Origin of the sequence: Pseudobutyrivibrio ruminis AD2017, from assembly GCF_000424305.1 — a bacterium.
In the GTDB taxonomy this organism is placed as follows: domain Bacteria; phylum Bacillota; class Clostridia; order Lachnospirales; family Lachnospiraceae; genus Pseudobutyrivibrio; species Pseudobutyrivibrio ruminis_B.
In genome coordinates this window covers 164997-185505 of sequence record NZ_AUJQ01000008.1, presented here as the reverse complement: position 1 = coordinate 185505, position 20509 = coordinate 164997, and the positions used below count along the sequence as shown (strand labels likewise).

The window sequence follows — 20509 nt, the reverse complement described above, 5'->3', positions numbered from 1 at the left end:
GTTCTTTGAAGGGAGAAAATATATGAACGGTCCGAATGACCTAGTAATAATCTCTTAAAAGCAACAACATATATTGCAAAGCAGATTTAATATTATCATACTTACGCACCATCTGGTAACCCCTGAATAAGGTCTGGTGTAGCCGTAGCCTGCACCTGTGGTGTTATACCAACTACTACCGAAGTCAATGCTTTGCTGAAATTGTCTGTATCTAAAATTGCTAGGCTCTAAAGCGATAGCGCGAGAAATGTATTCTCTGGCATCGTTTAGATTGCCAAGTCCCTGTGAAGCAACGGCAGCGAAGAAATACCACTGTCCGTTTCGTCCGCTATCAGGGATGGAATGAAGTACATTTAAAGCCTGAGCAAACTGTCTTGCGTTAATGTAATTAGCGGCAGCCTGCATTTGCAAGTTGTAGCCGCCAGAGCTGTTATTTTCGTAACCAAATCCACCAGAATAGCTGTTAGAGTAGCTGCCGTTTTGACGCTCATCCATAATCTGATTGTAGGCAGCCTGGATTTCTTTGAATCGTTCCTCAGCCTGTTCCTTGTTAGGATTATTGATGTTAGCATCAGGATGATATTTACGGCTTAAGCTTCTATATGCTTTTTTGATTTCCTCGTCTGAGGCGCCTCTTTCAACGCCCAGAACTCTGTAAGGATCTATCATCAAGGCTTCTCCTTGTTAGTGGATTTTTTATCTTTTATTTGAAGATATTCATATTTAGTCCAAACACCGGAATAAATGATGTTTCTAAGAATATCTGCATTTTCAACTATAGGCAATCGCTCAAAGCCCTTGGCACATTCTGCCATGAGAGAGGTGAGGTTAATTCTCACGAAGGTCTCAAATTCCTTTGGCGATTCATTTCTCAAAAATAGCAGTGGATTAAAGCTTCCATGCTTTTCGTCTTTTTTTAAATCATCATAGGCATCCAAAATGTAAATGAATTTACCCATGTGAAATCCCATGCAGTGAAGAGTCTTACCCCAGGCATCGTCTTTCCAGTTCATAAGAGTGCCAAGCATTTCGCCTGTGTAGCTGGAAATCTTGTCGATGTTGGTTTCATTAGCAGCCTCAGCCACTGAAAGATTCTTAATATATTGTTCAATTGCGGCTACCTGTCTAGGATATTTATCCTTAATAACCTTGTAATTATTTTTAAGACTGTCTGCAGCGACCTTGGCAAGCTTTGAGTTATCATCAGTGTAGTTATCCATCAGGCTGTAGTATGACAGGATGATATCCATGTCAGCTGCGTAGGAGATGGCTTCGCTTTCAAAGAAAGGTTTTTTCTTGAAAGGGTGGATAACACACCAGGTTTTGTCTGCAGAAAGCTCTGGCTCATAGAGGCTTTGGAGAAGAATTGCTAAAAAACAAAGATCGTAATTAAGCAGCATCTGGCCCTTGAAGCCGGCTGTCTTGCCAAGAGCATGACATAGTCCGCAGTAAAACTGTCTGTATTTATTTTTGTCTTCTTCTGATAGTTGTTTTATATCAGCGTTAATATATCCAAACAAGATTACACCTTTTTAATGAATACTGAATGACATCTACTACAGGTTACCTGAATCTTTCCACGTCCTTTAGGAGCGCGAAGCTTTTGCTTGCAGCTAGGGCATTTGAAAATAGCATATACCTTTCGCTGGTTGTATTCAGCTTTTGTTTTGTTGAAAAAAGTTTTTATCTTAAATGGTAATACTGAAAGCTTACTACGAATACCAGCTGTCTTTTGTAAGAAGATAGCATTTTCATTGTAGCGCTTTTGGTAATTCTTGGAAAACATTCGCCATATACTATAGATTAAACATGCCATGGCGAGTAAATAAACTATATTAGAGTGGGTAATCATAGTAAGAAACATAAGGATAAGCGCAAGCCATGTAAATGTGCGTCCTAATGCATCCACTCCTGTACGTCCATTAAAAAATTTTGCCAAGCGATATCTGAAATCGTTCATATGGGCCTCCTGTGTCGGCTTTAAAAAACCATAGTTGCACTTTAAACGGAAATCACGTCATCGTCAACAGTTTATAGAGTTATTTTAGAAAAGTTTAAGATTTGATTTAGAATACTTGAAAAAAGGTTACAGTTAGGGTAAACTAACTATAGTTTATACAGTTGCACAAGAGTAAGAAGTGTGATAACCTATTCAGTATAAGTGGGTTGTGTGCAATTGAAATTTCTAATCCATTTATAATTAGGAGGTAAACGTTTTGAGAACATTTGTTAACGAATCAGCAGAAAACTATTTAGAGACTATTTTAATTCTTAGCAAAAGATTACCAGTTGTCCGTTCTGTTGATATTGCCAACGAACTGAATTTCAAAAAGTCATCAGTCAGCATTGCAATGAAGAACCTCAGGGAAAAGAACCACATTACAGTTACAGATGCTGGATACATATATCTTACAGATGAAGGCAAGGCAATTGCTGAAATGATTCTTGAAAGACACGAGCTTATTACAGAAATTCTTGTTAAGCTTGGTGTTGATGAGGAGATAGCAGCTGAGGATGCATGTCGTATTGAACACGTAATCAGCAAGGAAAGCTTCAAGGCTGTCAGAGATTACGCTAAAGACAAGATTTTAAAGTAACATTAACTATGATTTCCAGCCCTTAGGGGCTGGGATTTTTTTCTGAGTAGGCAGAGGTAGTGAAATGGATGTAATGGAAACAGAACAGAGGGATATTATCATACAGCAGCTGCGAGAATCTGGCTGTCGAATTACAAAGCAGCGTCTTACGATTTTGGATATCATACTTAACAGTGACCCATCCTGCGTTAAGGAAATATATCGCGAAGCTGTTAAAAAGGATAAGAATATAGGTAGCGCCACAGTATACCGCATGGTTAACACCCTAGAGGAAATCGGCGTAATCAATCGCAAAAACATGTATCAGGTGGATTGCACTAACTGTGCTAATCTATGTGAGGATGCAGATTGCGATGAAGGCTGTCCTGGCGGAAGCTGTGCTAATTGCGAAACAAACGTGGTTGTTACCTTAGATGATGACACCAAAATAGTCATCGGAAGAGAGGAGCTTACAAAGCTTTTAGAGGCCGGTATGAAAGCCACTGGAAAACTAGATAAGTCTCACAAGATATCTAGACTTGCATATTAAAAAGGTGTATTATTAAAGGGCTGTTTAGCGTGGGCTAAATGGCCCTATGTTATTCATTATAGAAGAGGAGATATAAAATGACCCAGTCACGTACACACAACTGTAACGAGCTACGTCTTGCAGATGCTGGCAAAGAAGTTACATTAGTTGGTTGGTTTGAAAACATCAGAAAAGTGTCAAAGAATCTTGGTTTCGTTATCCTTCGTGATTTCTATGGCACTACACAGATAGTCGTTGAGACAGAAGAAATGATGGCTGTCATTGATTCTGTTAATAAGGAATCTACTATTTCAGTTACTGGTACAGTTCGTGAGCGTTCTTCTAAGAACACAGAGCTTCCTACAGGTGAAATAGAGGTAGTTCCTACTAGCATTGAAGTACTTGGAAAGTGTACTCACAACGAGCTCCCATTCGAAATAAATCGTTCAAAGGAAGCTGATGAGAATACACGTTTAAAATATCGTTATCTTGACCTTCGTAATCCAGAGGTTAAGAGCAAAATCGTTCTTAGAAGCAAAATCGTTGCTGAATTAAGAGCAGCTATGATTGCACATGATTTCATGGAAATCACAACACCAATCCTTACATGCTCTTCACCAGAAGGCGCACGTGATTACCTTGTACCAGCTCGTAATCACCCAGGTAAGTTCTACGCCCTTCCACAGGCACCACAGCAGTTCAAGCAGATCCTTATGGCATCTGGTTTTGATAGATATTTCCAGATTGCACCTTGTTTCCGTGACGAGGATGCACGTGCTGACCGTTCTCCAGGAGAGTTCTATCAGCTTGATATGGAGATGGCATTTGCATCTCAGGAAGATGTCTTCGCAGTTATCGAGGACGTACTTCCACCAATCTTTGCAAAGTACGGTGTATACAAGAGCGCTTCAACAGCTCCATTCGTACGTATCCCATATCTTGAGGCTATGGATAAGTACGGTTCAGACAAGCCAGACCTTCGTATCGACCTTGTTCTTCAGGACGCTACAGATGTTATGGCTGATTGCGGATTTGGCCCATTCGAGGGCAATGTAGTTAAGGCTATCGTTGTTGATAATCTTACAGCTACACGTAAGCAGATTGATGCTATGATTGCTGAAGTAGAAGTTGCTACAGCTCAGAAGACATACTGGTTCAAGCTTGACGAAAACGGAGAGCTTGTTGGTGGTATCGCTAAGTTCCTTCAGGAACGAAAAGCTGCTGTTATAGATAAGCTTGGTCTTAAGCCTGGTGATTTCGTTGGTCTTGCTGCAGGTCCACTTCTTGTTGCTCAAAAGACTGCTGGTGTATTCAGAAAGCTTCTTGGTGCAGCAGCAGAAGGTCACATGAAGAAGGACACATACGAGTTCTGCTGGATCGTTGATTTCCCAATGTACGAAATCGGTGAAGAGTCAGGAGAGCTTGAGTTCTGTCACAACCCATTCTCAATGCCACAGGGCGGTAAGGAAGCACTTCAGACTAAGGAGCCACTTGATATCCTTGCATATCAGTACGATTTAGTATGTAACGGTGTAGAGCTTTCATCTGGTGCTATCCGTAACCACGATCCTGAAATCATGATCGAGGCATTCAAGATTGTAGGTCTTGGTGAGGAAGATGTTAAGGCTAAATTCCCAGCTATGTACAACGCATTTACTTATGGTGCACCACCACACGGCGGTATCGCTCCTGGTGTAGACCGTATGGTTATGCTTATTGCTGGTGAGGAATCAATCCGTGAGATTATTCCATTCCCTATGAATAAGAACGCACAGGATATTATGATGGACGCTCCTGCAACAGTAGATCAGAAGCAGCTTGATGAAGTACACATCGCTATCGTAATGCCTAAAGAAGATAAATAATTAAAAGCCAGCGAATTTTCGCTGGCTTTTTTTATGCCCTCAAAGACTACAGTCCAATGCATAAGGATAGAAGCTAAAAATGGGTACAAAAAAAGCACTGCGATTTGCAGTGCTTTTAGCAGTTCCTAGCGGAATCGAACCGCTGTTTTCGCCGTGAGAGGGCGACGTCTTAACCGCTTGACCAAGGAACCATATTCGCTGTTTTCTTTTGTGTTTGCCTCAGCAACGAAGATAATATTACAGTATAAAATACATTATGTCAACAACTTTTTTACAATTTTTTTCGATAGTTACTTTTTGGCAAATATATGATAAAATCTTACTTGCTTTTAAGAGAATAAATACTAATTATTAGGAGGGAAATAAAATGTTACCAGAGCAGTCAATTGAATTTAGATATGATACACAGCTTCTTATTGAAGGAGAGGATCTTGATGAGGATGCAATCAACGATTACATCACAGAGCACTTTGTTGGAGACAGCCTTCTTGCTGTAGGTGATGAGGAGCTTATCAAGATTCACTATCATACAAACGAGCCATGGAAGGTACTTGAGTACTGCCGTACACTTGGCGAAATCTACGATATCGTAGTAGAAGATATGGATAGACAGGCTAGAGGTTTACAAGGCTAGCAGATAGGAGGGACCCGCTTTAGCGGTTTTATGAGTAATAACAGTTTTGTCCTTCGCGGAGGCATTGCCTTCTCGGAGGGAAGTAAAAGTATAGTTACATATAGCAATGGCTATGTGGTTTGTGTGGACGGCATCTGTAAGGGTGCCTTTTCCCAACTTCCAGACAAGTACAAGGATTTACCAGTATATGATTATGGCGATAAGCTTATCATTCCAGGAATGACTGATTTGCATGTTCATGCGCCTCAGTACACCTTCCGTGGAATCGGTATGGATGAGGAACTTTTGGAGTGGCTTAGCAAATACACATTCCCTGAGGAGGCTAAGTATTCTGACTTAGCTTATGCTCGCAAGGCATATGAATATTTCTCAGAGGATTTACGTCGCTGCTTTACCACACGTGCAGTTGTATTTGCCACACTTCACAATGAAGCTACCATAGAGCTTATGGATCAGCTTGAAAAGACAGGCATGATTACCTACGTTGGTAAGGTAAACATGGATAGAAATGGTGGCGTCGGACTTGAAGAGGAAGATGCAGCTGCATCTCTTAAGGCTACGGTAGAATGGTTAGAGGCCATCCAGGGCAGATACAAAAACACCATGCCAATCCTTACACCTAGATTCATTCCATCTTGCTCAGATGATTTGATGAGAGGACTTGGTAAGATGTCAGCTGAAAGAGGACTTAGAATTCAGTCACATCTTTCAGAAAACCAGTCAGAGGTTGCATGGGTTAAGGAGCTTGTACCTGAATCTACCAGCTATGCAAATGCATACGAAATATTCGATACAATGGGTACAGCAGAGCTTCCTACAATCATGGCACACTGTGTTTATTCAGATGAGGAAGAAATGCGAATCCTTAAAAAGCACGGTGCATATATTGCACATTGCGCAGATTCAAACATGAACCTTACGTCAGGTATTGCACCTATACGTAAGTTTATAGATGCAGGTATTAATGTTGGTCTTGGTACAGATGTGGCAGCAGGCTCATCTATGAACATGATTAAGACAATGCTTATTTCTCTTCAGGCTTCAAAGATGTACTACCGTTTAGTAGATACTAATGTAAAGCCATTATCATTTGAGGAAATGTTCTATCTTGCTACATTAGGTGGCGGAAGCTATTTTGGCAAGGTTGGTACATTTAAGGATGGATACGAATTCGATGCTGTAGTTATCGATGACAGCAAGATGTATTCAATGCGAGATATGTCTGTTAGAGAAAGAATCGAGCGTATGGTTTACAACGACGCCGATGCATTTATCACAGATAAATACGTTAAAGGTAATAAGATTTATTCAAGTGCAGAATAATAGTAAGAGTAGTCCTTTTGGGGCTACTCTTTTTTTATATGTTGGAGCATAAAAAAATGAATATTTGAACACATTTATTTAACAGATGCCACACATATTTCGAGAAATCCTATTGTAAAATTAATGCTAGAATTGGTTCGCTGTGCAAAGGAGGCGAATATGGGCAAGAAGATAAAAAAGACTTCCGTTAAGCAAGAAACGACAAAAACTATAGCGCCTAAAGATAGCATCAAGACAAAGCTGATTTGTTTGATTGCGGCGTTAGTTGCTGTTCCGCTGATTATTGCAATCATAATAAGTTACAATAGCTCAACCAGTAAGGCTAAGCAGGATGCGTTAGATTTGCTTAAATCAAACACAACAATCGTTGAAACCGAATTTAAACAGATTATTGAAAAGAATGCATCAATGCTACAGGCATTTGCAACATCTCCTAGTACCATTGCTTTTCTTGAGACCTATGGTACTGAAGGACAGGCAGTACCAGACGCGGCAATGCTTGCTCAGATGGATGGATTGAATGAATATATGAATGATGGAAATAAGAGTATAATTCTTACATTTGCATCAGGTGATCAGGTTCTTAGAACGGATAGAAAAGAATTGGCAAATATTTCAGATAGAGAGTATTTCAGCCAAGCATTAGCAACTGGCACTACTGCTGTATCTGATGTAGTGGTAAGTAAAAGTGCTGGAAACAGAATTATGATTATATGTGTTCCTATTTACAATGAGGCACATTCTAAAATAATAGGAACAATTCATAGAAGCTATGACTTGAACGTATTACATGATTTTTTGGCAGCACATATTTCGGATGGATTTATTGCTGATACTAAAGGTATGATGGTAGCTCATGCTCAGTTCGAAATAACACCAGAGGATGAATATGATCTGAGCGGATATGAATTTATGACATCATCTGATTCGAGCGGTCTTATCACATCTTCATTTGATGGAAATCTTACATATATGTCATGGGCTAAGGAACCTATAAGCGGTTATTATGTTGCAGTATCTCAGCAGGATAAAGAAATAATGGCACATGCAATTAAGGCGGCCCTTACAGTTGTTGTAATCGGCGTAATCCTGTTAGTAATAGGTATTATTATTGCAGTATATGTTGCAACAAGCTTTACAAAACCAATCGTGGCAGTTACCAATACAGTAACTCTTTTGGCAGATGGTCGTTTTAAGAAGATTGAAGGCTACACAAATCGTAAAGACGAATTTGGTGAAATCGTTAGAAGTACAAATTCAGTTATTGATAAATTAGAAAGTATCGTTTCGGCAATCAAGACCTCGGCCTCAACTGTTACTAAATCATCAGAGGATTTGGCAGATATGGCAAATCAGATTGCTGCAACAACAGATACTGTAGCAAATGCAGTGCAGGAGATTGCAACAGGTGCTGTTCAGCAGGCCGAGGAAATCCAGGAGGCTGCTGAAAATGTTGGAAAGATTACAGATGCAGTTGGCGGCGTTCAGCATTCTACAGACAATGTGGAGAGCTTAGCTGGAAAGATGAAGGAAGCTTCACAGGCATCCAGCAAATCCCTTATCGATCTTAAGGATTCTAGTAGCGATATGACAGAAAAGATTGAAGAGATTGCAAGAACAATTTCCGCTACACAGAGTGCCGTTGCTAATATCAACGATAGAGTAGAAGGCATTTCTGGTATCGCTTCTCAGACCAACCTGCTTTCACTTAACGCTTCAATCGAGGCAGCCCGTGCTGGTGAGGCTGGTAAGGGCTTCGCAGTAGTTGCGGAGGAAATCAGAAAGCTTGCGGATGATTCTGATAGCATGGCACAGGCCATCCGAGTTGAAATGGATGAGCTTTTGAAGCAGGCAGAGGCAGCTGTTGCGGCAGCAAATCTGGTTAAGCAGGGCAACCTGGAGCAACAGGAGGCTATTGGTGGCACTCTTGAATCTGTAAACGGTATGCTTGAAGATATTGATGGCACTGTTGTTGGTATCAGAGATATCGCAGGTGGCGCATCTACATGTGTTACATCAAACGATGTGGTATCCGATGCAATGTCTTCACTTTCTGCAATTTCGGAAGAGAATGCAGCTAGCTCAGAAACAACTGGCGCATCAGTTCAGGAGCTTTCTGCAACAGTTTCAAATCTTGCTAATTCAGCAGATGATTTGAAGGATATTGCACAAAAACTTAATGAAGAAATGCTGTTCTTTAAGGACGACTCGATAGCCTTAAATGAGACAGACTAAGTTATATAGTTTGTTTTTGAAAGATAGACAAACGAAAAGTCAAGTCTATTTATTTATACATATTCTACAATTTGTATCTTATATTTTTGTGAGAAAAGTTTAAAATGATGGCTATCAAAAGAAAGAATAGGAGGTGTTTTCTTGACTTTAGCAGAAAAGCTTGTAGAAGAGCTTAATTGTGAAGAGGTATTTCGATTACACATTGGTGGTTTTGAAATTCCGGTCATGGAATCAGTGGTAGTTACCTGGATTATTATGGCCGTGCTTATTCTCTTGGCAATTTTCTTGACTACGGGACTAAAGACACAAAACATCAGTAAAAAGCAGGCTTTTGCAGAGCTTATTTACGAAAAACTAAATGCTATTGTTGGAGCCACTTTAGGTGAAGAAGGAAAAGCTTATACTGGTTATTTGGTTACAGTACTTTTATACATTGGTTTATCCAACATAATAGGTCTATTTGGTTTTAAGTCACCTACAAAGGATGTAAATGTTACAGCAGCACTTGCTCTTATGAGTATTGTTTTAGTTGAAGCCGCTGGTATTTATCATCTTGGTGTTAAGAAATGGCTACACAAATTCGTTGAGCCAGTTGCAATCGTAACACCATTCAACATCCTTGATGTATTTACCCGTCCATTGTCATTGTGCATGCGACTTTTTGGTAATGTACTTGGTGCATTTGTTATCATGGAATTACTCAAGATTGTAGTTCCACCAGTTATTCCAGCCGTATTCAGTCTCTACTTTGATTTATTCGATGGACTGTTACAGGCGTACGTTTTCGTATTCTTAACTTCTTTGTATCTTAAGGAAGCTATTGAATAAACATACGAAAAGAAATTTTTTATTTATTAATTATTTATCGAGTTTGTCAGCGTAACAAACGGACTTAGGAGGAAAAATTTATGAACACTTTAATCGCAGTTGGAGCAGGTATTGCAGTAGTAACAGGTCTTGGTGCTGGTATTGGTATCGGTATTGCAACAGGTAAGGCATGCGAAGGTATTGCACGTCAGCCAGAAGCAGAGAGTAAGATTCAGAAGAACCTTATCTTAGGTTGTGCCCTTGCAGAAGCAACAGCTATTTATGGTTTCGTTATCGCTCTTATGATAATGTTCGTATTGTAATAAGTATTTTATATTTTATAAATATAAGGATAGGTAATATATATGATTAATATTTCATTTTGGAGTATTCTTTGGACAGTAGTCAATCTTCTTATCCTGTTTGTAGCTTTCAGAATCTTCTTCTTTAAGCCAATTGCTAACATCATAGCAAAGCGTCAGGAAGAAGCTAATGAGGTTTATGCAAAAGCTACAGCTAAGGAAAACGAGGCTAATGAGCTTGCAGCAGAATATGAGCAGAAGGTTGCAGAAGCTGAGACAGAGAAGAAGCAGATTATAGCTGATGCAAGAAAAACAGCAGATGGCCAATATCAGAAGATTGTTGCTGAGGCTAAGGCTAATGCGTCAGAGATTAAAACAGCAGCAGCTACAGAGGCAAATCGCGAGAAAGAGCAGATTATTGCCAGCGCTAAGAAAGAAATTGCAGATATTATTGTTGATGCAACTACAAAGGTTGTTGGTGGTCAGACAGGTGCTGAAGTTGATAGCAGCTTGTTTGATGAGTTTATCGGTAAAGCAGGTGAGTAAAAGTGACAGAGAAAACATTAGAATATGCACATAGTTTGCATAGTGTAGCTAATGCAGAAGTTTTTTTGCAGTCTGCCGCTTCTATTCTTGAAGCTGTGCCTGCAGTTGGCGAAGAGTTACGTAATCCTACAGTTGAGCTTTCAAAAAAGTGTATCATTGTAGATAGTATCTTCCCACATGAGATTAGAAACTTCTTGAAGCTTCTATGTTCAAACGGAGATTTTGATTTATTTAATGAAATTAAACAGGCCTTTGAGGAAAGCCAGGCTACTAAATCAGAGGTTGTTGAAAAGGCAAAGCTTAGATACGTTACAGCCCCATCAGACGAGCAGCTTGCTGGAATTAAGAAATTCCTTGTTAAGGAAACAGGCAACGCTGATATCGGTATCGATCTTGTAAGTGATCCATCTATCAAGAGTGGATTCATTCTTTCAGTTGGAACAAAAGAGTACGACTGGAGTGAACAGGGCCGTATCAAGCAGTTAGCTACAAAAATCGACGCAGCAGTTGGTATTTCAGCAGTTGATGAAAGCATCATTTCAATTTTGAAGGCTAGCGTTGATGAATTTGAGCTAGAGATTAAGGATAACGAAGTTGGTGTCGTAACATGGGTTGGTGATGGTATCGCCAATATCGATGGTATCGATCATGCCTTCTATGGTGAAATCGTTATCTTTGATTGTGGTGTCAAAGGTATGGTTCAGGATGTTCGTCGTGATGAAATCGGTGTTATCCTATTCGGCCGTGACACAGAGATTAAAGAGGGTACACGTGTTGTTCGTACAGGCAAGATGGCTGGTATCCCAGTAGGTAACGGCTTCCTTGGACGTATCGTTGATGCACTTGGTTCTCCTCTTGATGGAGCTGGAGAAATCGAAGCTGATGGATACAGACCAATCGAATGTCCAGCACCAAGCATCGTTGATAGAAAATCAGTTAGCCAGCCAATGGAAACAGGTCTTCTTTCAATTGATTCTATGTTCCCAATCGGACGTGGTCAGCGTGAGCTTATCATCGGTGATAGACAGACAGGTAAGACATCAATTGCAACTGATACAATCATCAATCAGAAGGGCAAGGATGTAATCTGTGTTTACGTTGCAATCGGTCAGAAGGCATCTACCGTTGCAAAACTTGTAAATACATTAAAAGAAAACGGTGCTATGGATTACACAATCATCGTAAATGCTACTGCATCAGATTCAGCATCATTGCAGTACATCGCACCATATGCTGGTACAGCCCTTGCAGAATTCTTCATGTATTCAGGCAAGGATGTACTTATCGTTTATGATGATTTGTCAAAGCATGCCGTTGCATACCGTGCTATTTCACTTCTTCTTGAGCGTTCTCCAGGACGTGAGGCATATCCTGGTGATGTATTCTACTTACACTCAAGATTGTTAGAGCGAAGCGCACGAATTACAGATGAAGCAGGAGGCGGTTCAATTACAGCTCTTCCTATCATCGAAACACAGGCTGGTGACTTATCAGCTTACATTCCTACAAATGTTATTTCCATCACAGATGGTCAGATATTCCTTGAGACAGAGCTTTTCAATGCTGGTCAGCGTCCAGCGGTAAACGTAGGTCTTTCAGTTTCCCGTGTAGGTGGTGCCGCTCAGACAAAGGCTATGAAGAAGGCAGCAGGTTCTGTTCGTATTGATCTTGCTCAGTATCGTGAAATGGAAGTGTTCACTCAGTTCTCATCAGATCTTGATGATGCAACTAAGAAGCAGCTTGCTCATGGACGTGCTCTTATGGAGCTTTTGAAGCAGCCACTTTCACGTCCATTCTCAATGGCAGAGCAGGTAATCATTTTGGTATCTGCTAATGCACACGTCTTCAGTGATGTAGCACTTTCGGATATCAGAAAGTTCAGAACAGATATGCTGAATTACTTCAAGACAGAGCACTCAGATATCATCAGCCAGCTGGAATCTACAAAGGATTTGTCAGATGGTACAAAGGCTGCAATCATTGATGCTGCTACTGAATTTAAGAAGAATCAGGAGTAATCTATGGCTAGTACAAAGGAAATCCAAAATAGAATAAATAGTATTCAGGATACCATGAAGATTACTAGAGCCATGTACATGATGTCTTCAATGAAGCTGAGAAAGGCAAGAAAGAAGCTAGAAGAGACTGAGCCATTTTTCAAGGGTACTCAGATTGGACTAGCAGAATGCCTGGCTCATTTTCCAGATATCAGACATATCTATTTTGATAACCGAGTAGAAGATGATCATGAGACCGTGAAAAAGCATGGAATCATCGTCTTCACAGGCGATAAAGGAATGGCAGGTGCCTACAATCACAATGCCATTAAGCTTGCGGTTGATCGTGTAAAAGGTATAGCTGAGGGAGATGAATGTACACTGTTTGTTGTTGGTGAGGTTGGACGTTCATTCTTCATGAACGGTGGATACAATGTTGACGAGAATTTCAGATTTTCATCAAACAATCCATCTATGCACCGTGCTAGAGTAATGGCAGCATACATGATTGATTTGTACAACAAGGGTGAGCTTGACAGGATAGATGTGGTCTACACAAAGATGCTTAACTCAATCACTGAGGAGGTATGTGTAGAGCGTCTACTTCCACTTAAGACACACAAGTTCATCAAGGAACAGGCGGAAGAAATCGCAGCTGATTCCGAGGGCGTAAGTAAAGCATCTCGAGAGATGAAGGAAGGTATAAAACACGTTCACTCCATCAACAGCTACGAAATGGAAGCTATATCACAAGGAGATACTTTCATTCCATTTTATCCTTCTGTTTCAGTTGTCTTAGAGAAGCTTGTACAAAATCATTTTACAGCCTTCTGCTATGGAGCTTTAGTAGAATGTTCAGCCAGTGAGGAAAACGCCAGAATGATGGCGATGCAATCTGCAACTGATAATGCGGAGGCAATTCTTCATGATCTATCTATAGAATACAACAGAGTGCGTCAGGCCCAGATTACACAGGAAATTACCGAGGTAATCGGTGGTGCCAAGGCACTTAAGAAAAAGAAAGAAAAAAAGAAATTACAGAACAAATAATTATTTTCGAGCACCGTTGCTTGGAAATGAGAGGTGAAACTATATGTCACAATTAAAAGGAAAAATCGTACAGGTTTCCGGACCTGTAGTCGATGTGGAATTCAGAAGCAATGATTTACCTGCAATCAGAGATGCATTGTACGTAATGGTTGGTGACGAAAAGCGTGTTATGGAGGTCAGTCAGCACATTGGTTTCAATGTTGTTAGATGTATCATGCTTGCTCCATCTGAAGGCCTTTGCCGTGATATGGAGGTTGTTGCAACAGGACAGGGTATTTCCGTTCCTGTTGGTGAGCAGACTCTAGGCAGACTCTTCAACGTACTTGGTGACACTCTTGATAATGGTGAAAAACTTGACGAGGGTGAGCACTGGTGTATTCATCGTGAGCCACCTACATTCGAGGATCAGAGCCCTGTAGTAGAAATGCTCGAAACAGGTATCAAGGTTATCGATCTTCTTGCTCCTTACGCTAAAGGTGGTAAGGTCGGTCTATTCGGTGGTGCCGGTGTAGGTAAGACAGTTCTTATTCAGGAGCTTATCCACAACATCGCAACAGAAAGCGGTGGTTATTCAATATTTACAGGTGTTGGAGAGCGTTCCCGTGAAGGTAATGACCTTTGGACAGAAATGGGCGAATCAGGAGTTCTTGATAAGACAGCCCTAGTCTTCGGTCAGATGAACGAGCCACCTGGAGCACGTATGCGTGTAGCTGAAACAGGACTTACAATGGCAGAATACTTCCGTGATGTTAAGCATCAGGATGTTCTTCTTTTCATTGATAATATCTTCCGTTTCGTACAGGCTGGTTCAGAGGTTTCGGCTCTTTTAGGTCGTATGCCATCAGCCGTTGGTTACCAGCCAACACTTGCTAATGATTTAGGTGAGTTGCAGGAGCGTATCGCTTCTACAAAGAGCGGTTCAATCACATCAGTTCAGGCCGTATACGTACCTGCTGATGACTTAACTGACCCAGCACCAGCTACAACATTCTCACACTTGGATGCAACAACAGTTCTTTCAAGAAAGATTGTAGAGCAGGGTATTTATCCAGCCGTTGATCCACTTGAATCTACATCACGTATCCTTGAGCCAGACGTTGTAGGCGATGAGCACTATGCAGTAGCTCGTGGAGTACAGGAAATCTTACAGAAGTACAAAGAGCTCCAGGATATCATTGCAATCCTTGGTATGGAAGAGCTTTCTGACGAAGATAAAATTACAGTTTATCGTGCACGTAAGGTTCAGCGTTTCCTTTCACAGCCATTCTCAGTTGCTGAGAACTTCACAGGTGTAAAGGGACAGTTCGTTCCAGTTGCAGAAACAGTTAAGGGCTTCAAGGCAATCCTTGATGGTGAAATGGATGAATATCCAGAAGCTGCATTCTTCAACGTTGGAACAATCGAAGATGTTAAGGCGAAAGCTGCACAGCTTTCAAAGGAGTAGCTTATGGCATCATTATTTAATCTTAAAATAGTAGCTTGCGACGGAGTCTTTTACGATGGACCAAGCGAAATGCTTATCTACCCAGCAGATGATGGTGAAATAGCTATCATGAATCATCACGAAAAGATGACTGGTGTGGTAGACATCGGTGAGATTCGCTTCAAGCTTGAAGATGGGACCTGGCAGCATGCAATCATTTCGGATGGCTTGCTTTCAGTATATCCTGACGGCGGTGTCAAGATTCTTGCATATTCTTGCGAGAAGCCAGAAGACATCGATACGTTCAGAGCTCAGGAAGCTTTAGAGCGTGCTCAGGATGCATTACAGCAGAAGCAAAGCTATATCGAACACCAGATGTCAATTGCTAATATGGCCCGCGCTATGGCTCGACTTAAAGGTGCGAGTCAGCATAAATAATTAATAGAAAAACTGCCAAGTTTTTGGCAGTTTTTTGTTGCTTTTAAATGGGGATTATGATATATTATTTGAGGTCGATGAGCCGACTCGAGGCGGTAGATTTTTTAATCGAAACCTTGATTTTACGCGGGTGTGGCGGAATTGGCAGACGCGCTAGATTTAGGTTCTAGTGGGCGACCGTGCAGGTTCAAGTCCTGTCACCCGCATTACTCACATACGTTACGTATGTGAGTTTTTTTGTTTATAGTTATAAAAGACCGGGGAAATCTTTTTATAATTTGCCTACACTTTTCTAGTTAGGCTAAACATTCTTATAGCTATCAATTCGATAGCATTTTTCATGGTAAGTTGGACGTACCGTATCACTTAGAGTGCAACTAAGCTGATAAGGTTTATTTTGCTACGCTTTTTTAGCGATGGCAGGGGAACAGAGGAATATTTATAGGGAAAGGAGCTGACATTTTTCTGTATGCGGGTGACAGGACTTGAACCTGCGTAGGGCCTTTACCACTAGCTCGGGCTATTTGGGGAGGCGGTAGAGGTAAGGAATTTGGTGATTACCACTAGCAAATGCTATTTACGTAGTTGGTAGTGGTAAAAAACAGGAGCATTACCACTAGTAAACGGTTATTAGTTAATCGCTAGTGGTAAAGCTAGGAAAGTGTACCACTAGTAAATGCTATATCTGATTGTGCTAGTGGTAAAAGTCGAAATTTGTACCACTAGCGGATGCGTATTAGTGCGCTACTAGTGGTAATGCAGAGATTTGTTGATTAAGGAGGCAAAAGATTGATTGATTTTAAAGACATTATGAACAAGGAGTTGGCAAAACTTAAACATGAAAAGGCATTATTGGAGAAGCTGTACCCAAATGATGATGGCTATTTCTTAGAAGTTAAGAAGAACAAAGGAAAGTACATGCAATTTTATAAGTGCAAGATGCTGGAAGGCGGGGGAAGAGGAAAAGTTCAGCGAAACTTTATAAAGAAAGAAGATATAGGCATAGCTAGAAGATTAGCCCAAAGAGATTTTGATTTTCAAATATTGAAAATGCTAGATGAACAAATTGCAGCCTTAGAAATTGCGATACAGAGCTATCCTGCGTATGACGGGAAAGCGTTATTTAACAGTTTGTCGGACACAAGAAAAGCTTTAGTAGACAGCAAATACAAAGACGATGCTAGATATATATATGACTGGAAGGGGGCCTTCGCGGGGGAGGAGGGAAATGCGTTTAAGGAGAGGTATCCGGTGGAGACGCCGTATTATACGGATAATGGGGAGCATGTTAGGTCTAAGTCGGAGAAGATAATTGCGGATAAGCTGGCGAAGGAGAAGGTGCCATATGTGTATGAGCCGAGCTGTGAGTTAAATATAAAGGGGCTGCATCCGGATTTTGCTTTGCTCAACCTGGCTACTAGAAAGACGTATTTCTACGAGCATTTTGGGATGATGGACAAGCCAGAGTATGCCACAGCAGCAATAAGAAAGATTGAGAAATATAGAGAGCTTGGGTATGAGTATGGGAAGAATTTGCTTTACACCTTTGAAACGGGGGCGGATGGGTTAAGTGTGAAAGCTATAACAGCAATAATAAATGACTATTTATAAATGAAATTGAAGCTGGCCATAAAAAAGGGGTTAAACTGTAGCACCCAAGCCTACAATTTAACCCCTGAATCACATGAATCACATAAATTACACTGAAACACTTCGCTTGATAGCTTCGCACATTACCTGGTTTGCCAATGTGCCAACAACATCCAAAGAAGCTTCCACTGAACCTAAGGACATGGCGTAGATGCTGTCACCGTCCATGGATGTGTGGACTGGGCGGATGCAGCGGGCGTAAGCGTCATGTGTCATGCCGGCAAGCTTGCAGAGCTGAGTCTTGTTGAACTTTGCATTCGTAAATACGATACCGATAGTAGTGTTAGTGGTAACGCCTGTAGGTGGATTTGCCACCATGTCGTACATAAGGTCTTCGCAGGAAACATCGTTAAGGGTAGAACCGTCAGCAGATAACACGCCAGCGATACGTTTGTTGTCTACATAATCATAAACATCACCAACAGCGTTAGTACAGACGATGGCGCCCACCTTTAATTCACCTAAAGCTACAGCAAAGCTTGCGATGCCAGATTTTGTACATCTATCAGGGCCAAGAAGCTTTCCAACTGTGGCGCCGCAGCCAGCACCAAAGGAGCCTGATTCGAAATTACCAGCATCGCCTTCAAAAGCTAAAGAAGCAGCCTCGTAACCCATTTCCTTATCAGGGTATACATCATTTCTGCCATAGCCTAAATCAAAAATATCTGATTGGCAAACAAGTGGAACAACCACATCTCCAACAGGAAAACCTATGCCATTTTCAGCTAAATATTTCATAACACCACCAGCTGCATCCAAACCAAATGCTGAACCTCCACCTAAAACAACAGCGTGAATTACCTCTGCGGCAGCAAGTGGGTCCATAAGACCTGATTCTCTACTGGCAGGACCGCCACCTCTAATATCTAAACCACATGGTGCACTGTCAGGTGCGATAATAACAGTAACACCTGTGCCAGCATAAGCATTTTCTACCTGGCCAATTTTTACATTTCCAATATCTGTAATAGGAATTTCTTTTAAAAGTTTATACATTTGATATCTCCCAATTCATTAAAAGTATCGATTTTGCCCACCCAGCCAACTAAGCATAATCAGCGAGCTTCGCTAAACCTGAGTTTAATTATAATACTTCTTTATAAAAAAATGTGTAAAAAAATATTGACGAACCTAATGTCATAGTGTACTATACAGATAGTACACTAGTACAAACGAATAGGAGGAGTGTGGATATGCAATACGATTCAAAAATACCTATTTATCTGCAAGTTATTGATTCTATCAAAACAGACATCATTAACGAGCGGATAAAATGCGGGCAAAAGCTACCATCCAGTCGAGAGCTGGCAGTAACATATACAATCAATCCCAATACCGCCGCCAGGGTGTATCAGGAGCTGGAGCGTGAAGGGGTGTGCTATACCAAACGAGGCATGGGCACATTTGTAACAGAGGATGAAGGAGTTATTGCGATGTTGAAAAAAGAAATGGCAGAGGAAGCCTTAGATGTATTTTTAAAATCGATTAGCGAATTAGGGATATCTATTGATGAAGCAATCGAGCTTCTAAAGCAAAGGGAGGAATAACTATGCTAGAAAGTATTGAAGTAACCAAAAAATTTGTTGGCAAAACAGCTGTGGATGGAATCACTATGCAGCTTGAGCCAGGGCATATATATGCAATGCTTGGACCAAACGGAAGTGGTAAAACCACATGGATGAAAATGGCAGCAGGCCTTATAAAGCCTACCTCTGGCCAGATTAGATATATGGGCCAGCCAATTTCAATCGAAACCAAAAACGATATAGCATACATGTCAACTGAGCCATATTTTTACGATTGGATGACAGTTGGTGATGTTGGAAAATATTACGCAGATTTCTTTAAGGATTTCTCGATGGACAAATATGATTATCTAATTGAGAAGATGGATTTGGAGAAGAAGCTGAAGGTTAAATCACTTTCATCAGGCATGATGGCAAAGCTTAAGGTGGCAGCTACAATGGCAAGAGATGCCAAGGTATATATGCTTGATGAACCACTTAACGGTATTGATTTATTAGCAAGAGATTCTGTCATGAACATGATTCTTATGTCAGCAGATGAAGGAAAAACTCTTTTGATTTCCAGTCATTTGGTAGAGGAATTAGAATCAGTTGTTGATAAGGCAATCTTCATTAAGAATTCAAAGTTTGCAGGAATTTATGACGTTGAAGCCCTTAGAACAGAAGATAATATTTCGCTTGCAGATAAATACCGTCAGGTATTTTCAGATGTAGATATGGGAGGAATTCAGTAATGGGAAATCTTATTAAATACGAGTTCAGAAAAACTTGGATGATAAAAGCAATCATTTTAGTATTTACAGCCATATTTGAAGTGTTGTTTTTGGCAGGCACATTTTCTAAGAATGAAGATATGCTCGGTACTGGTATAGGATTTTTAATGCTTACAACATTTGGCGCACTTTTTATCATAGGTGTCTATGGAATATTTAGATTACACAAGGACATAACAACAAAGCAAAGCTATATGCTATTTATGACACCACACAATAGTTACACGATTCTTGGTGCAAAGCTTATTGAAAATGCCGGATCTATTTTGCTCACTGGTGTATTTTATATGGTATTAGCCCTCATCGATATTACAATTCTTACAGCATATAGTGGAGAGATAGAACAGGCGATTGCTTTTATAAATGAAATATTAGGTGAACACTATTCAATAGATACATACAGATTTATTATGATTAGTTTCGATATGATTGCCGTTTGGATATTCAATATTGTGACAGGATTTTTTGCTGTTACTATTTCTGCCAGCGTGCTTAATGGTAAAAAGGGCAGTGGTATCATCAGCTTCATAATGTATTTAGTTATTACAGGTTTTATCGAGAAGCTTCATAATTTCGTAATGGACTGCTTTACTTCAGCAGATATGATTGGATTCACAACTGGCAGAATGGTATATAACCTCATTTACTACATTGGATTTACAGTTATTATGTACGTAATCACTGCGTGGGTTATGGATAACAAATTATCAGTTTAAAGATATGTAAGTAATTCTAAAAATTATATAAAATATTTATGACATCTATTTACTTTGATTTGTATTAAATATACACTGATTAGCAAATGTGAATAAAAACGTTTTGCGCGTATCAAGGA

General features: G+C 40.4%; 21 protein-coding genes and 2 tRNA genes. 18 read left to right on the top strand and 5 right to left on the bottom strand.

All coding sequences use genetic code 11. From position 1 onward, the window contains the following. Window positions 1-54 precede the first annotated feature (54 nt). Genes G611_RS0107475 through G611_RS0107465 form a run of 3 tightly spaced genes read right to left on the bottom strand, consistent with a single transcriptional unit; the run spans window position 55 to window position 1960 of the window. On the bottom strand, window positions 55-669 hold the full coding sequence (locus G611_RS0107475; protein WP_028243090.1) for a DnaJ domain-containing protein: 615 nt from the start codon (window positions 667-669) through the stop codon (window positions 55-57). Then, window positions 669-1520: a DUF5685 family protein gene (locus tag G611_RS0107470; RefSeq protein ID WP_028243089.1), complete on the bottom strand. Its 852-nt coding sequence runs from the start codon at window positions 1518-1520 to the stop codon at window positions 669-671. The genes G611_RS0107475 and G611_RS0107470 overlap by 1 nt, the downstream gene beginning before the upstream one ends. Before the next feature lie 2 nt (window positions 1521-1522). Beyond that, complete coding sequence (locus G611_RS0107465; RefSeq protein ID WP_036948580.1) at window positions 1523-1960, bottom strand: hypothetical protein; 438 nt, start codon at window positions 1958-1960, stop codon at window positions 1523-1525. A gap of 256 nt (window positions 1961-2216) precedes the next feature. Between G611_RS0107465 and G611_RS0107460 the strand changes: the two genes are divergently transcribed. From G611_RS0107460 to aspS, 3 genes are all read left to right on the top strand, one after another. After that, on the top strand, window positions 2217-2597 hold the full coding sequence (locus G611_RS0107460; RefSeq protein WP_028243087.1) for a metal-dependent transcriptional regulator: 381 nt from the start codon (window positions 2217-2219) through the stop codon (window positions 2595-2597). Between the two features lie 64 nt (window positions 2598-2661). Beyond that, complete coding sequence (locus G611_RS0107455) at window positions 2662-3126, top strand: Fur family transcriptional regulator (RefSeq protein WP_028243086.1); 465 nt, start codon at window positions 2662-2664, stop codon at window positions 3124-3126. Between the two features lie 77 nt (window positions 3127-3203). Further along, the gene (gene aspS, locus G611_RS0107450; protein ID WP_028243085.1) at window positions 3204-4970 is read left to right on the top strand and encodes an aspartate--tRNA ligase; all 1767 of its coding nucleotides are present in this window, start codon (window positions 3204-3206) and stop codon (window positions 4968-4970) included. Between the two features lie 119 nt (window positions 4971-5089). Here the strand turns inward: aspS and G611_RS0107445 are convergent. After that, window positions 5090-5161: transfer RNA gene (locus tag G611_RS0107445), tRNA-Glu, on the bottom strand. A gap of 176 nt (window positions 5162-5337) precedes the next feature. Here G611_RS0107445 and G611_RS0107440 point away from each other — a divergent pair. From G611_RS0107440 to G611_RS15330, 12 genes are all read left to right on the top strand, one after another. After that, complete coding sequence (locus tag G611_RS0107440) at window positions 5338-5604, top strand: hypothetical protein (RefSeq protein WP_028243084.1); 267 nt, start codon at window positions 5338-5340, stop codon at window positions 5602-5604. Between the two features lie 30 nt (window positions 5605-5634). Beyond that, window positions 5635-6927 carry an amidohydrolase family protein gene (locus tag G611_RS0107435; protein ID WP_028243083.1) on the top strand — a complete coding sequence of 431 codons (1293 nt, stop codon included), beginning with the start codon at window positions 5635-5637 and terminating at the stop codon, window positions 6925-6927. A gap of 159 nt (window positions 6928-7086) precedes the next feature. Next, window positions 7087-9162, top strand: coding sequence for a methyl-accepting chemotaxis protein (locus G611_RS0107430; RefSeq protein WP_028243082.1), 2076 nt, complete (start codon window positions 7087-7089; stop codon window positions 9160-9162). A 141-nt stretch (window positions 9163-9303) separates the two neighbouring features. After that, window positions 9304-9990, top strand: coding sequence for a F0F1 ATP synthase subunit A (locus G611_RS0107425; RefSeq protein WP_036948575.1), 687 nt, complete (start codon window positions 9304-9306; stop codon window positions 9988-9990). Window positions 9991-10070: 80 nt separating this feature from the next. Then, on the top strand, window positions 10071-10292 hold the full coding sequence (atpE, locus tag G611_RS0107420) for an ATP synthase F0 subunit C (protein ID WP_015548814.1): 222 nt from the start codon (window positions 10071-10073) through the stop codon (window positions 10290-10292). A 42-nt stretch (window positions 10293-10334) separates the two neighbouring features. Then, on the top strand, window positions 10335-10817 hold the full coding sequence (gene atpF / locus G611_RS0107415) for a F0F1 ATP synthase subunit B (RefSeq protein WP_028243080.1): 483 nt from the start codon (window positions 10335-10337) through the stop codon (window positions 10815-10817). A 2-nt stretch (window positions 10818-10819) separates the two neighbouring features. Next, a complete protein-coding gene (gene atpA, locus G611_RS0107410) occupies window positions 10820-12835 on the top strand; it encodes a F0F1 ATP synthase subunit alpha (protein ID WP_028243079.1) in 2016 nt (671 codons plus the stop codon). A 3-nt stretch (window positions 12836-12838) separates the two neighbouring features. Beyond that, window positions 12839-13864, top strand: a complete 1026-nt coding sequence (gene atpG, locus G611_RS0107405; protein ID WP_028243078.1) for an ATP synthase F1 subunit gamma — start codon at window positions 12839-12841, stop codon at window positions 13862-13864. A gap of 43 nt (window positions 13865-13907) precedes the next feature. Then, window positions 13908-15308: a F0F1 ATP synthase subunit beta gene (atpD, locus tag G611_RS0107400; protein WP_028243077.1), complete on the top strand. Its 1401-nt coding sequence runs from the start codon at window positions 13908-13910 to the stop codon at window positions 15306-15308. A gap of 3 nt (window positions 15309-15311) precedes the next feature. Further along, the gene (atpC, locus tag G611_RS0107395) at window positions 15312-15725 is read left to right on the top strand and encodes an ATP synthase F1 subunit epsilon (protein WP_028243076.1); all 414 of its coding nucleotides are present in this window, start codon (window positions 15312-15314) and stop codon (window positions 15723-15725) included. 126 nt (window positions 15726-15851) lie between these two features. Beyond that, window positions 15852-15931, top strand: a tRNA-Leu gene (locus G611_RS0107390). A 583-nt stretch (window positions 15932-16514) separates the two neighbouring features. Next, window positions 16515-17336, top strand: coding sequence for a hypothetical protein (locus G611_RS15330; protein WP_051195152.1), 822 nt, complete (start codon window positions 16515-16517; stop codon window positions 17334-17336). Window positions 17337-17423: 87 nt separating this feature from the next. Here G611_RS15330 and G611_RS14280 read toward each other — a convergent pair whose 3' ends face one another. Further along, a complete protein-coding gene (locus G611_RS14280) occupies window positions 17424-18371 on the bottom strand; it encodes a P1 family peptidase (RefSeq protein ID WP_036948570.1) in 948 nt (315 codons plus the stop codon). A 197-nt stretch (window positions 18372-18568) separates the two neighbouring features. Here G611_RS14280 and G611_RS0107375 point away from each other — a divergent pair, with 197 nt between their 5' ends. Genes G611_RS0107375 through G611_RS0107365 form a run of 3 tightly spaced genes read left to right on the top strand, consistent with a single transcriptional unit; the run spans window position 18569 to window position 20390 of the window. Further along, window positions 18569-18922 (top strand): GntR family transcriptional regulator, encoded by a 354-nt coding sequence (locus G611_RS0107375; RefSeq protein WP_028243075.1) that lies wholly within the window; start codon window positions 18569-18571, stop codon window positions 18920-18922. A 2-nt stretch (window positions 18923-18924) separates the two neighbouring features. Beyond that, window positions 18925-19635 carry an ABC transporter ATP-binding protein gene (locus G611_RS0107370; RefSeq protein ID WP_028243074.1) on the top strand — a complete coding sequence of 237 codons (711 nt, stop codon included), beginning with the start codon at window positions 18925-18927 and terminating at the stop codon, window positions 19633-19635. Beyond that, a complete protein-coding gene (locus tag G611_RS0107365; protein ID WP_028243073.1) occupies window positions 19635-20390 on the top strand; it encodes a hypothetical protein in 756 nt (251 codons plus the stop codon). Before G611_RS0107370 ends, G611_RS0107365 begins: the two co-directional genes overlap by 1 nt. The last annotated feature ends 119 nt before the right edge of the window (window positions 20391-20509 follow it).